13 protein-coding genes are annotated in these 12,279 nt (G+C 67.9%); 9 read left to right on the forward strand and 4 right to left on the reverse strand.

Annotated features, from left to right (window positions below; translation table 11 throughout):
- Positions 1-15 precede the first annotated feature (15 nt).
- Positions 16-345, reverse strand: a complete 330-nt coding sequence (locus D5301_RS02710; RefSeq protein WP_014038745.1) for a DnaJ domain-containing protein — start codon at positions 343-345, stop codon at positions 16-18.
- Between the two features lie 144 nt (positions 346-489).
- Between D5301_RS02710 and D5301_RS02715 the strand changes: the two genes are divergently transcribed.
- The 8 genes from D5301_RS02715 to D5301_RS02750 all read left to right on the forward strand — a co-directional run bounded on the left by D5301_RS02715 (position 490) and on the right by D5301_RS02750 (position 8,381).
- Complete coding sequence (locus tag D5301_RS02715; RefSeq protein WP_162622101.1) at positions 490-1,416, forward strand: phosphoribosylaminoimidazolesuccinocarboxamide synthase; 927 nt, start codon at positions 490-492, stop codon at positions 1,414-1,416.
- 220 nt (positions 1,417-1,636) lie between these two features.
- Positions 1,637-2,122: an Mpo1-like protein gene (locus D5301_RS02720; protein ID WP_153854691.1), complete on the forward strand. Its 486-nt coding sequence runs from the start codon at positions 1,637-1,639 to the stop codon at positions 2,120-2,122.
- A gap of 333 nt (positions 2,123-2,455) precedes the next feature.
- Positions 2,456-5,287: a monovalent cation/H+ antiporter subunit A gene (locus D5301_RS02725; RefSeq protein ID WP_153854692.1), complete on the forward strand. Its 2,832-nt coding sequence runs from the start codon at positions 2,456-2,458 to the stop codon at positions 5,285-5,287.
- Positions 5,287-5,679: a Na+/H+ antiporter subunit C gene (locus tag D5301_RS02730; RefSeq protein WP_153854693.1), complete on the forward strand. Its 393-nt coding sequence runs from the start codon at positions 5,287-5,289 to the stop codon at positions 5,677-5,679. The genes D5301_RS02725 and D5301_RS02730 overlap by 1 nt, the downstream gene beginning before the upstream one ends.
- Entirely contained in the window at positions 5,676-7,211 is a 1,536-nt protein-coding gene (locus tag D5301_RS02735) for a monovalent cation/H+ antiporter subunit D (RefSeq protein WP_153854694.1), read from the forward strand. Before D5301_RS02730 ends, D5301_RS02735 begins: the two co-directional genes overlap by 4 nt.
- The gene (locus D5301_RS02740; RefSeq protein WP_110713978.1) at positions 7,208-7,714 is read left to right on the forward strand and encodes a Na+/H+ antiporter subunit E; all 507 of its coding nucleotides are present in this window, start codon (positions 7,208-7,210) and stop codon (positions 7,712-7,714) included. Before D5301_RS02735 ends, D5301_RS02740 begins: the two co-directional genes overlap by 4 nt.
- The gene (locus D5301_RS02745; protein ID WP_006399171.1) at positions 7,711-7,995 is read left to right on the forward strand and encodes a K+/H+ antiporter subunit F; all 285 of its coding nucleotides are present in this window, start codon (positions 7,711-7,713) and stop codon (positions 7,993-7,995) included. The genes D5301_RS02740 and D5301_RS02745 overlap by 4 nt, the downstream gene beginning before the upstream one ends.
- Positions 7,992-8,381, forward strand: a complete 390-nt coding sequence (locus D5301_RS02750) for a Na+/H+ antiporter subunit G (RefSeq protein ID WP_049401677.1) — start codon at positions 7,992-7,994, stop codon at positions 8,379-8,381. Before D5301_RS02745 ends, D5301_RS02750 begins: the two co-directional genes overlap by 4 nt.
- A 134-nt stretch (positions 8,382-8,515) precedes the next feature.
- Here D5301_RS02750 and D5301_RS02755 read toward each other — a convergent pair whose 3' ends face one another.
- On the reverse strand, positions 8,516-9,481 hold the full coding sequence (locus tag D5301_RS02755; RefSeq protein ID WP_153854695.1) for a sodium:calcium antiporter: 966 nt from the start codon (positions 9,479-9,481) through the stop codon (positions 8,516-8,518).
- Positions 9,482-9,554: 73 nt separating this feature from the next.
- Positions 9,555-10,178: a hypothetical protein gene (locus tag D5301_RS02760; protein ID WP_153854696.1), complete on the reverse strand. Its 624-nt coding sequence runs from the start codon at positions 10,176-10,178 to the stop codon at positions 9,555-9,557.
- A gap of 125 nt (positions 10,179-10,303) precedes the next feature.
- Between D5301_RS02760 and D5301_RS02765 the strand changes: the two genes are divergently transcribed.
- Positions 10,304-10,843 carry a hypothetical protein gene (locus D5301_RS02765; RefSeq protein ID WP_153854697.1) on the forward strand — a complete coding sequence of 180 codons (540 nt, stop codon included), beginning with the start codon at positions 10,304-10,306 and terminating at the stop codon, positions 10,841-10,843.
- Positions 10,844-10,927: 84 nt separating this feature from the next.
- Here the strand turns inward: D5301_RS02765 and hmgA are convergent, their stop codons facing one another.
- The gene (gene hmgA, locus D5301_RS02770; RefSeq protein WP_153854698.1) at positions 10,928-12,226 is read right to left on the reverse strand and encodes a homogentisate 1,2-dioxygenase; all 1,299 of its coding nucleotides are present in this window, start codon (positions 12,224-12,226) and stop codon (positions 10,928-10,930) included.
- Positions 12,227-12,279 lie beyond the last annotated feature (53 nt).

Raw genomic sequence — 12,279 nt, forward strand, 5'->3', positions numbered from 1 at the left:
TGAGGGGAAAGTGGGTCAGCGCTTGCGCAGGGTCTTGATGCGGTCGTAGGCGGCATTGATCCGCCGCGACTTCTGCTCGGCCTGCTGCTGCAGCTCGGGGGCGGCGCCGCCGAGCTTGTCGGGGTGGTACTGCGAGATCAGCCTGCGGTAGGCGCGCTCGACCTCGGCATCGGTGGCCTCGGAGGTCAGCCCCAGCTCCCGGTACGGGTTCTCCTTGTTCAGGCGGAACCAGTCCGAGTCGAAGGCGTGGCCGATCAACAGGCCGACCACCGCGCCGAACAGCGGATTGGGCCGGAACAGCAGGGCGCCGGCGATGAATCCGAGCAGTTTTCCGTACCAGCGCATGGCGCTCCGGGGTCGACCGACGAAATGGACGCTCATTTTACGTCACAGCGGGCCCGGACCGCTTTACACTAGGCCGCCCGCTGGTCAGCGGGCCCGCCGGGTCCGTTGGGCAGCAGCCGTATCGACAACGCCCCAGGAGTGCCCGTGCCAACCACGCTGTTGCAATCCGATCTCCCCGGCCTGCCCTTGCGCCATCGCGGCAAGGTGCGTGATGTGTTCGATATCCCGCGCGAGCGGCTGCCAGCCGGAACCCCGCCGGGCGAATACCTGCTGATGGTGGCCACCGATCGCCTGTCGGCGTTCGACGTGGTCCTGCCCGACCCGATCCCGGGCAAGGGCGAGATGCTCTGCCAGGTCTCCAACTTCTGGTTCGCCAAGACCGCGCACCTGATGCCCAACCACCTGACCGGCATCGACGTGGCCAGCGTGCTGCCCGAAGGCGTGGACCCGGCCCTGTACGCCAAGCGCGCGGTAGTCACCCGCAAGCTGAAGCCGGTGCCGGTGGAAGCGATCGCCCGCGGTTACCTGATCGGCAGCGGCTGGAAGGACTACCAGCGCACCGGCAAGGTCAGCGGCATCGACCTGCCGGACGGCCTGCGCCAGGCCGAGCAGCTGCCCGAGCCGATCTTCACCCCCTCGACCAAGGCCGCCGTGGGCGACCATGACGAGAACATCGATTTCGATGCGATGGTGAAGCAGGTCGGTGCCGAGATGGCCGAGCGCGTGCGCGACGCCACCCTGCGCATCTACAAGTTCGCCGCCGATTACGCCCGCGAGCGCGGCATCATCCTGGCCGATACCAAGTTCGAGTTCGGTACCGATGCCGATGGCCGCCTGTACATCATGGACGAGATGCTGACGCCGGATTCCTCGCGTTACTGGCCGGCCGATGAGTACGAGGTGGGCACCAGCCCGCCGAGCTACGACAAGCAGTTCGTGCGCGATTACCTGGAGACGCTGGACTGGGGCAAGACCGCCCCGGGCCCGACCATCCCGGCCGAGATCATCGAGCGCACCCGCGCCAAGTACGCCGAGGCGCTGCAGCGCCTGGCCGGGATCAGCGTCGACTGATCCCCTGCGCCCCCGGCCGGTCTGGCTGGGGGCGTTCTGAATGCGGTACTGCCGGCCGCTGGCCGGCAACCTCGCGAACCTGCAGCCAGGCATGGCCTGGCTCTACTGACGGTTGCCTGGGGGTAGTGCCGGCCGCTGGCCGGCAACCTCGCGAACTCGGCTATGCTCTGGATTGCCGGCCAGCGGCCGGCACTACCGTTGTCCGAGGAAGCAACGCAGCATGCAGACATCCACCGAGCTTGCGCGGCCGATCGACCGCTATTTCGCCAGCTACTCCGACGACCACCGCAATGTGATCAACCAGCGCATCCACGTGGTGGCGGTACCGGCAATCCTGTGGTCGGTGGTGGCCCTGCTGTGGTGCCTGCCGCCACTGATCACCTGGCTCCAGTACGGCATCTGGTCGGCGTTCGCGATGTTCAGCGCCTGGTGCTTCTACAACAAGCTGTCGCGCCCGCTGGGCATCGGCATGCTCATCCAGTTCTTCGTGTTCGGCTGCCTGTGCCGCCTGCTGGAGGCCGAGATCGGCCTGCACAATCTGTTCTGGCTGGCGGTGGGCGTGTTCGTGGTGGCCTGGATCGCGCAGTTCATCGGTCACAAGTTCGAGGGCCGCAAGCCCAGCTTCCTGACCGACCTGACCTACCTGCTGATCGGCCCGGCCTGGGTGATGGCCAAGTTCTACCGCAAGCTCGACTGGCGCTACTGACCTGCCCGTGGCCGACCGCGCCCCTCGTTTCCTGAACGGGCAGATTCCGTCACCCGCACTCCACGACGGCCCTGCCAGCCTGCACCGGTGATCCGTTCCCCATCGCCCGCCCGTCGACGGCAGCCCCTGTGCGACAGGGCCTGCGGTCTCCCTGCGTGGGCGTAGGGTGTCCCCCGAGGGCAACCGGGGAGGGACCGCAGCAACGTGATGCTGCGCTGCAGAAAAAATGAATCAGCGGACGTTACATGCAATTGATCGCTGTTCGATGGGTTTCGGCGACATTTCGCAGCCTGTTATCCTCCCTGACCTGCTCGTGAATCATGGATTCCCTGCATGCTCCCCAGCCTGCCCCTGCTGCTGGCCCTGCCGTTCCTGATGGCAGCGGCTGTTGCGGCCTTCCCCCGTAGTTCGCGCTCGACTGCTGCCTGGCTGGCGGCGCTGGCGCCGTTGGGCGGGCTGGCCATCCTCGGCTGGCTGACCCCGTCGGTGCTCGACGGCCAGGTGGTGCGGACGATGGTCCCTTGGCTGCCGCAGATCGGCCTGGACTTCACCCTGCGCCTGGACGGGCTGGCCTGGATGTTCGCCGGGCTGGTGCTCGGCATCGGCGCGCTGGTGGTGCTGTATGCGCGCTACTACCTGAGCCAGCAGGACAACGCCCACCGCTTCTACTGCTACCTGCTGCTGTTCATGGGCGCCATGCTGGGCATGGTGCTGTCGGGCAACCTGCTGTTGCTGATGATCTTCTGGGAAATGACCAGCATCAGCTCGTTCCTGCTGATCGGCTTCTGGTCGCACCGCCAGGACGCCCGCGAGGGCGCACGCATGGCGCTGGTGATCACCGGCGGCGGTGGCCTGGCCCTGCTCGGTGGCGTGCTGCTGATCGGCCGCATCGTCGGCAGCTTCGACCTGGACGTGGTGCTGGCCGCCGGCGAGCAGATCCGCGCCAGCGCGCTGTACCCCTACGCCCTGTTCCTGGTGCTGGCCGGCATCTTCACCAAGAGCGCGCAGTTCCCGTTCCACTTCTGGCTGCCGCACGCGATGGCGGCGCCCACGCCGGTCTCGGCCTACCTGCATTCGGCCACCATGGTGAAGGCCGGCGTGTTCCTGCTGGCACGCCTGCACCCGGCGCTGGCCGGCAGCGACCTGTTCTTCTACACGGTCAGTGGCATCGGCGCGCTGACCCTGCTGATCGGTGCCTGGAATGCGATCTTCCAGCACGACCTGAAAGGCCTGCTGGCGTACTCGACCATTTCCCACCTGGGCCTGATCACCCTGCTGTTCGGCCTGTCCACGCCGATGGCGGTGGTGGCCGGCGTGTTCCACATCCTCAACCACGCCACCTTCAAGGCCTCGCTGTTCATGGCCGCCGGCATCATCGACCACGAGACCGGCACCCGTGACATGCGCAAGCTGGGCGGCCTGCGCAGGCTGATGCCGTTCACCAGCGCGCTGGCGATCATCGCCTCGCTGGCGATGGCCGGCATCCCGCTGCTCAACGGCTTCCTGTCCAAGGAAATGCTGTTCGCCGAAGCGCTGACCGCTGGCGGCGGCCCAGGCGCCATGCGCACGGCGGTGTCGATCGCGGCGCTGCTGGCCGGTGTGTTCGGCGTGGCCTACAGCCTGCGCTTCGTGCACGACACCTTCTTCGGCCCCGGCCCGCACGACCTCGACCGCGTGCCGCATGAGCCGCCGCGCTGGATGAAGGTGCCGGTGGAACTGCTGGTGGTGATCTGCGTGGCGGTGGGCATCGCCCCGGCACTGACCGTGGCGCCGGTACTGCATGCCGCCGCGGCCTCGATCCTCGGCAATGCCATGCCCGAGTACAGCCTGGCGGTATGGCACGGTTTCAACCTGCCGCTGGCAATGAGCGCGATCGGCGTGGTCGGTGGCGTGGCGCTGTACTTCGGCCTGCGCAGGCTGATCAATCTGCATGGCGTGGAAACCCGCACCACCGGCCGCAACGTGTTCCATGCGCAGCTGGATGCGCTTTCCGCGCTGGCCATGCGCCTGACCAACGGCATCGCCAACGGCAGCCTGCAGCGCATGCTGCTGGGCCTGGTGCTGGTGGCGATCGTGGTCGCCGCCGCGCCATTCGTGGCCAATCCGGCCTCGCCGAACTGGACCGCGCCGCAGCCGATCCCGCTGCTGGGCTGGGCGCTGTGGCTGGTGATGATGGCCTGTGCGGTCGCCACCCTGCGCGTCTACAAGCAGCGCCTGCTGGCGGTGCTGCTGGTCGGCGGCGTCGGCCTGATGGTGGCGCTGACCTTCGTGTTCCTGTCCGCGCCCGACCTCGCCCTGACCCAGCTGCTGGTGGAGATGGTGACCCTGGTGCTGATGCTGCTGGGCATGAACTACCTGCCCGCGCAGTCCGGGCCGGAGCGGCCGCGCTGGCGCAAGCGCCGCGATGCGGTGATCGCGATCATCGCCGGTGCCGGCCTTGGCGCGCTGGCGTACTCCGCGATGACCCTGCCGCCGAACACCATGGCCGGCGAGCTGCTGGGCCGGGCACTGCCCGAGGCGTACGGCCAGAACGTGGTCAACGTGATCCTGGTCGACTTCCGTGGCTTCGATACCTTCGGCGAGATCACCGTGTTCGGCATCGCCGCGCTGGTGGTGCACGCGCTGCTGCGGCGCACCCGCATGGCGCCGGAGCAGATCATGCCCGGCCCGCCGATCAAGCTGCCGGTGCCGGCCGACCTGGCGCAGATCATGTTCCCGCTGACCCTGACCGTATCGATCTTCCTGTTCCTGCGCGGCCACAACGCGCCGGGCGGTGGCTTCATCGCCGGCCTGGTGCTGGCGGTGCCGCTGCTGATCCAGTACGTGATCCAGGGCACCGCGTCGGTGGAATCGCGCTTCGGCTTCGACTACATCCGCTGCATCGGCACGGGCCTGTTGATCGCCCTGCTCAGCGGCAGCGCGTCGATGCTGTTCGGCGTGCCGTTCCTGACCAGCGGCCACCTCGACCTGCACCTGCCGCTGATCGGTGACGTGCCACTGGCCAGCGCCATCGGCTTCGACATCGGCGTGTACCTGGTGGTGTTCGGTGGCGCCATGCTGATGCTGTCGATGATGGGCACGATCAGGCCGTCGCGTACCCGTACCGCCCGCAAGGGTGAGATCGACCTGCAACGCCGTTCGGCACGCACCGGGGAGATGCACTGATGGAACTGGCCCTGGCTACCGCGATCGGCGTGCTGACCGCGATCGGCGTCTACCTGCTGCTGCGTGCGCGCAGCTTTGACGTGATCCTCGGCATGACCTTCCTGTCCTATGCGACCAACCTGCTGATCTTCGCCGGTGGCCGCGTGGTGCTGGGCAAGGCGCCGGTGCTGCAGGAAGGCGTGGACAGCCACCTCGGCAACTACACCGACCCGCTGCCGCAGGCGCTGGTGCTGACCGCGATCGTGATCGCCTTCGCGATGACCGCGGTGAGCATCGTGCTGGCCATGCGCAGCCGCAGCGACAACCACAGCGACCATGTGGACGCCCACGAACCTGACGAAACCGGACCAGGCGACGACGCGCCGCCGCGCCAGGGCGAGGATCGCGCATGAACCATCTGGTGATCCTGCCGATCCTGATTCCGCTGCTCGGTGCCGCACTGTCGCTGTTCGTCGAGCACCGCCGCTATGGCCCCAGGGTGCAGCGCACGGTGGCCTGGACCTCGCTGTCGGCGCTGGCGCTGGCGGTGGGCCTGCTGTTCGCATCGACCGCGGGCGGTGACATCAACGTCTACCTGCTGGGCGACTGGCCGTCGCGGCTGGGCATCGCGCTGGTGGCTGACCGGCTGTCGGCGTGGATGCTGCTGACCACCCTGCTGCTGGCCATTCCCTGCCTGCTGCATGCCTGCTCGGGCTGGGACCGTCGCGCACCGCACTTCCATGCACTGTTCCAGTTCCAGCTGGTCGGCCTCAATGGCGCGTTCCTGACCGGCGACATCTTCAACCTGTTCGTGTTCTTCGAGGTGATGCTGATCGCCTCCTACGGCCTGCTGCTCAGTGGCGGCCGCGGCCTGCGCATGCGCATCGGCCTGCACTACGTGGTGTTCAACGTCACCGCCTCGACGTTGTTCCTGATCGCGCTGGGCCTGCTGTACGCCTCGCTGGGTTCGCTGAACATGGCCGAGCTCTCGCAGCGCATCGCCGAAGTGCCGCCGGCGCAGCTGACCCTGGTGAAGGCGACGATGGGCCTGTTGCTGCTGGTGTTCTGCGCCAAGGCCGCCCTGATGCCGCTGTACCTGTGGCTGCCGGAAGCCTATTCGCGCGCACCGGCTGCAGTCGCCGCCCTGTTCGCGATCATGACCAAGGTCGGCCTGTACTCGGTGCTGCGCATCCAGATGCTGTGGTTCGGCGACGATGCCGGTGCGATGGCCGGCTACGGCCGCGACTGGCTGCTGTGGGCCGGCGTGGCAACGCTGGTGCTTGGCGGCCTCGGTGCGCTGGCCGCGACCCGCCTGCGCGTGCTGATCTCGTACCTGGTGATCGTCTCGGCAGCCACGCTGTTCATCGCCTTCTCGGTAGGCACGCCGCAGGTGCTGTCCGCCGGCCTGTACTACCTGCCGCACAGCAGCTTCGTCGCCGCCGCACTGTTCCTGATTGCCGACCTGATCCGCCGCCGTCGCGGTGGCGCCAGCGACCGCAAGGAAGTGGTCGCGCCGATGCCGGGCAAGGAAACCCCGGCGGTGCTGTTCCTGATCGGCGCGGTGTCGGTGGCCGGCCTGCCGCCGCTGTCCGGCTTCCTGGCCAAGGCCGCGCTGCTGGCCGGCATGCCGGCGCAGTACACCGGGCCGGTGTGGACCGCGGTGCTGGTCAGCAGCCTGCTGGTGATCATGGGCCTGACCCGCGGCGGCATCCGCCTGTTCTGGCGCGTGCCGCCGGTCGAGGCCGATGCACCGAAGCCGCGCAAGGCACGCCTGCGCCGGGTCGAGCTGTACGCGGCCTGCATCCTGCTGGCCTACGGCATCGGCATGACCCTGGCCGCTGCACCGCTGATGCGCTACACCGACGCCACCGCTGCACAGCTGCTGCACCCCAGCGAGTATGTGCAGCAGCTGCGTGCGACCCCGCCGGAGATCCGCCAGCCATGACCGCCCAGCGCTCCCTGTTCCGCCGCATCATTCCCTCGCCGATGCTCAGCATCATGGTGGTGGCGTTCTGGCTGCTGATGTCCGACAGCTTCACCCTCGGCCAGTTCGTGCTGGGGCTGGTGCTGGGCGTGGTGGTGCCGCTGTTCGCCGCGCGCCTGGACCGCGAGTTCGCCCGCATCGGCACCCTGCGCCCGCTGCCCAAGCTGCTGTGCGTGACCCTGTGGGACATCCTGATGTCCAACATCCGCGTGGCGATCCAGGTACTGGGCCCGGAGAAGAACATCCACCCGGGCTTCATCTGGCTGCCGCTGGACATCGCCAACATCCACGGCATCGCTGCGCTGACCAGCATGATCACCCTGACCCCGGGCACGGTATCGGCCGCGCTCAGCGACGACCGCAGATTCCTGCTGGTACACGTGCTGCACCTGGAGGACCCGCAGGACCTGATCGACACGATCAAGCGACGTTACGAAGCCCCGTTGATGGAGATCTTCCCATGACTGGATTCCAGATCATCCAGACCACGCTGGTGGTGTGCATGCACGTGGTCGGGCTGGCGATGCTGCTGGCCACCTGGCGCCTGCTGCGCGGCCCGACCGTGCCCGACCGCATCCTCGCGCTGGACACCCTGTCGGTGACTGCCATTGCCGAGCTGATGCTGTTCGGCATGTACCTCAACTCAGCGATCTATTTCGAAGCCGCACTGGTCATCGCCATGCTCGGCTTCGGCAGCACCGTGGTGCTGAGCAAGTTCGTGCTGCGCCGGGACATCGTCGAATGATCACTGCGATCCAGATCGGCCTGTCGATCCTGCTGCTGTTCGGCTGCTTCTTCATCCTGGTCGGCGCACTGGGCCTGGTGAAGCTGTCCACCTTCTTCAAGCGGCTGCACGCACCGACCAAGGCCAGCACGCTGGGCGTGGGCTGCGTACTGGTGTGTTCGGTGTGCTACCACATCTTCCTCGGCCAGGACCCGCAGCCGCGCGAGCTGCTGATCACCGTGTTCCTGTTCATCACTGCACCGATCAGCGCACACATGATGGCCAAGGCCGCGCTGTCGCTGCTGATGGAAACCCGCCCCAGCCTGCCCGGCAACGAGCCGGCTGCCGAAGAGCAGCTGCCGCCGCCGGAACCGGTGCGGGAAGAAGAGACCACGCAGAACCGGTAAATCCGGTAGAGGCCGACCTTGGTCGGCGCCTTGTTTCCCCGAGTGCCAACCAAGGTTGGCAGCTACCGGGTAATCGGTGGTGGATGCCGACCTTGGTCGGCACGGAACCAACCGCATCCACGCATGGCGTGGATCTACAACGCCGGTGCGCCCACCAGCAGCAGTTCCAGCACGAACCAGCCCGTGAACGCGACCAGCAGGATCCCGCCTTCGCCGCGGCTGATCTTCAGATCGCCGCGCAGCATGGGGTACAGCACCAGTGCGAAGGCCAGCAGCGCCGGCAGTTCCAGGCGTACGAACGAGGCCGGCAGCGCCAGCGGCTGCAGCATCGCCATCGCGCCGATCACCAGCAGCAGGTTGACCACGCTGGAGCCCAGCACGTGCCCCAGCACCATGTCGCCGTGACCGCGACGCGCGGCGGCGATGGCGGTGGCCACCTCCGGCAATGCGGTGCCGATTGCCACTGGCAGCAGGCCGACCAGCAGTGGCGTCCAGCCCAGCGCCGCACCGAAGTCCGCTGCGGCACCCACCACCAGGCGCGCGCCCCAGTACAGGGTCAACGCCGCGATCAGCACGCGCAGCACGTTCAATGGCAGGCTGGTGCGGCTCAAGGCGGACTCGGCGATGGTCGCCTGCACGTCCGCGCTCTCGCTGCGGCCACGGCGCAGCAGCAGCACCTGCACGACGATGAAGCCGGCCACCAGCACGCCACCCTCCCAGCGCACCAGGCGCCCATCCAGCCCGAACAGGATCAGCAGCACGCCCGCTGCCAGCAGCGTCCACCACAGCACCGTCTGCAGGCGCGCGCGCAGCAGCAGCGGGGCGGCGATCGCCGCCATGGCCAGGGTCAGGCCCACGTTGACGATGCTGCTGCCTACTGCATTGCCCAGCGCCAGCTCGGGTTGGCCGACCGCCAGCGCGCGCGCGTTGACCGCCAGTTCCGGCAACGAGGTGGTCACCCCGAGCAACAGCAGGCCCGCAGTGAACGGGCTGGCCCCGAAGCGCTGGGCCAGGCCGGACACGGCCTTGACGATGGAGTCCCCCCCCAGCGCCAGCAACAGCAGGCCGAGCAGGAACCAGGCAATGGCAATAGCGATCATCGAGCACTCCCCCAGCGGTCGTGGCGCGATTCTACGCTGGCCCCGCGCGCATGGCTGGGCCGTGGATCAAGGATCAGCCACAGCCTTCCACATAATCGACCTGCGGGGTCTGCCCGACCCGCCATGCACTCACCCGGCCATCAGCGCCAAGCGCAAAGTCGATCACCGCAGCGCCGTCCTGCGCCGGGCGCACGCGCAGGTGTTGGGCCTTCTCGTCGTATTTGTCAGGGCCGACGTCGGCGCGCTCGGGGTACAGCACCTGCAGCTCGCCGAGGGTCATGCCGACCTTGCCGCCACCCGGTGCGGTGATCGCGGGGCTGCGCACGTCATAGCGCACCAGCTTGCGACCTTCGATCATCAGGCGCGGGTCTTCGGCGTCCTGCGGATGCAGGAAATAGCAGCCGTCGTTGCTGTCGTCGGCCGGCAGCGGCGTGCCGCTGGCGTCGGCACCCAGCCCCTGCAGTGGCGCGCCGAAGCCGCTGCGGACCTCGGCGATGCCGGTGCCCAGCGTCGCGCCGGCGAAGCCATCCAGGCGTGCCGGGCCCGGTTCCGCGGCTGCAATGGGTGTGGCTGCCGGGCTGGCGGAGGCGCCTGCGCTGGATGGCGTGGTAGCGTCGGCCGCGGCGGGTGCCTCGGCATTGCGGTTGCAGGCGGCGAGCGACAGCAGCAACAGACCAGCAATCGGGAGGTGCTTCATCGGTGCGGTTCCCTGGCACGAAGGTGGCTGCACGCTAGCGCAAGGTGCGTGCAGGCGTTGCATTGTCATCGCGGTTTCATCGCCTTCGTTCAGGCTCGGCGTGCACCGACTTGGCTGTCCCTCCCATGCAACCGCGCAAGACCGATCTCGCCCGAACCGCGCTGCAGGCCCACCGCGCGCCGCTGGACATGCGCCAGCGCCGGCTGCTGATCCTGTGCGACGGCCAGCGCAGCATCGCCGAACTGACCGGCCTGCTCGGTGCGGAGGCGCCGGCGATGGTCATCCAGCTGGTGCAGGCGGGCTACCTGAGCACAGGGCAGGCCACGGCCACGCCCTCCCCCAGCGCGGTCATCGCACCCGAACCTGTTGCTGCAGCACCGGCTCCGGCTGCAGCGACTGCCACACCGGTCGAACGCCGCCGCTCGCTGGTGGCCGCGCGCATCTATGTGCTGGGCATCCTGGAGATGCAGCGCCACCCGCAGGCGGCTGCACTGTTCCGCGACCTGCAGCAGGCGCGTGCGGAAGACGAGGTGCTGCAGCGGCTGCAGTCGGCGATGCAGATGCTGCCCGCGCTGACCTCGGACGGCTATTGCCAGCGCGTACGCCAGCGCCTGTTGGAAGCGCTGCCGCTGGAGCATTGCGACGCATTCGCCGAGGCCGCTTGAAGAAAAAGGGGACGGAGGGGATTAAGTCGTTTCAAGCACACGTGCGCTGTTTGCGACTTAATCCCCTCCGTCCCCTTTTCCGGGTCAGCGGAAGTTGTTGCGCAGCCCGTTCCAGCACTGCTGGTAATCGCCCTGGCGATGGCCGGCCGCCAAGGCCTGCGCGGTCGGGCGGATCACCGCGCGTGTCTCGAACATGAAGGCCATCGTGTCCTTGATCACGTCCGCCTTGGACAGGTCCGCATTGGAGGCCTTGTCGAAGGTCGGCGCATCCGGACCGTGGCCACTCATGCAGTTGTGCAGCGACGCGCCACCCGGCACGAAGCCTTCGGCTTTGGCGTCGTAGGCGCCATGCACCAGGCCCATGAACTCGCTGGCGATGTTGCGGTGGAACCACGGCGGGCGGAAGGTGTTCTGCGCCACCAGCCAGCGCGGCGGGAAGATCGCAAAGTCCATGTTGCTGGTCCCCGGCGTGTCGCTGGGCGAATGCAGCACCAGGAAGATCGACGGGTCCGGGTGGTCGTAGCTGATCGAACCGATGGTGTTGAAGCGGCGCAGGTCGTAGCGGTACGGCGCGTAGTTACCGTGCCAGGCCACCACGTCCAGCGGCGAATGGTCGATCGGTGCACGCCACAGGCGGCCCTCGAACTTGGCGATCAGCTCGAAATCGCCATCCACATCCTCGAACGCTGCGTGCGGGGTTTCGAAGTCGCGCGGGTTGGCCAGGCCGTTGGACCCGATCGGACCGAGGTCCGGCAGTTTCAGCAGCGCACCGTAGTTTTCGCAGATGTAGCCGCGGCTCGGGCCATTGGGCAGTTCGACGCGGAAGCGCACGCCGCGCGGGATCACCGCGATCTGCTGCGGCTCGATCTCGATCACGCCCAGCTCGGTCAGCAGGCGCAGGCCGCCCAGCTGCGGCACGATCAGCAGCTCGCCATCGGCATCGTAGAAGTAGCGGCCGACCATGTCGCGGTTGGCGGCGTAGAGGTGGATGCCCACGCCGGCATGCGCATCGGGCGAGCCGTTGCCGCCCATCGTGTACAGGCCCTCGACGAAGTCGGTCGGCAGTTCCGGCAGCGGCAGCGGGCTCCAGCGCAGCTGGTTCGGCGAAGCAGGCTGAGCGCCGAAATCACACTGCAGCTGCGACTGCGCGAACGGCGTGAATTCGCCATGGGTCACCGCCGGGCGGATCCGGTACAGCCAGCTGCGGCGGTTGCTGCCGCGCGGCGCGGTGAAGGCGGTGCCGGTCAGCTGTTCGGCGTACAGGCCGTGGGCCACCTTCTGCGGCGAGTTCTGCCCGACCGGCAGCGCGCCGGCGACGGCCTCAGTGGCGAATTCGTTGCCGAAACCGGACTGGTAGCCGCGGGCGGTGATGGCGGTGGACATGGAAACTCCAGAGATTGCCGGCCAGCGGCCGGCACTACCATTCGGACAGGCAA

This window comes from Stenotrophomonas sp. MH181796, assembly GCF_009659995.1.
Classification (GTDB): domain Bacteria; phylum Pseudomonadota; class Gammaproteobacteria; order Xanthomonadales; family Xanthomonadaceae; genus Stenotrophomonas; species Stenotrophomonas riyadhensis.

Bases quoted from the DNA above. Each gene is read 5' to 3' on its own strand.
- D5301_RS02760 (WP_153854696.1), bottom strand. From the start codon at position 10,178: ATGAAGCACCTCCCGATTGCTGGTCTGTTGCTGCTGTCGCTCGCCGCC.
- D5301_RS02720 (WP_153854691.1), top strand. From the start codon at position 1,637: ATGCAGACATCCACCGAGCTTGCGCGGCCGATCGACCGCTATTTCGCC.
- D5301_RS02735 (WP_153854694.1), top strand. From the start codon at position 5,676: ATGAACCATCTGGTGATCCTGCCGATCCTGATTCCGCTGCTCGGTGCC.
- D5301_RS02755 (WP_153854695.1), bottom strand. From the start codon at position 9,481: ATGATCGCTATTGCCATTGCCTGGTTCCTGCTCGGCCTGCTGTTGCTG.
- D5301_RS02750 (WP_049401677.1), top strand. From the start codon at position 7,992: ATGATCACTGCGATCCAGATCGGCCTGTCGATCCTGCTGCTGTTCGGC.
- hmgA (WP_153854698.1), bottom strand. From the start codon at position 12,226: ATGTCCACCGCCATCACCGCCCGCGGCTACCAGTCCGGTTTCGGCAAC.
- D5301_RS02745 (WP_006399171.1), top strand. From the start codon at position 7,711: ATGACTGGATTCCAGATCATCCAGACCACGCTGGTGGTGTGCATGCAC.
- D5301_RS02725 (WP_153854692.1), top strand. From the start codon at position 2,456: ATGCTCCCCAGCCTGCCCCTGCTGCTGGCCCTGCCGTTCCTGATGGCA.
- D5301_RS02710 (WP_014038745.1), bottom strand. From the start codon at position 345: ATGCGCTGGTACGGAAAACTGCTCGGATTCATCGCCGGCGCCCTGCTG.
- D5301_RS02730 (WP_153854693.1), top strand. From the start codon at position 5,287: ATGGAACTGGCCCTGGCTACCGCGATCGGCGTGCTGACCGCGATCGGC.
- D5301_RS02765 (WP_153854697.1), top strand. From the start codon at position 10,304: ATGCAACCGCGCAAGACCGATCTCGCCCGAACCGCGCTGCAGGCCCAC.
- D5301_RS02740 (WP_110713978.1), top strand. From the start codon at position 7,208: ATGACCGCCCAGCGCTCCCTGTTCCGCCGCATCATTCCCTCGCCGATG.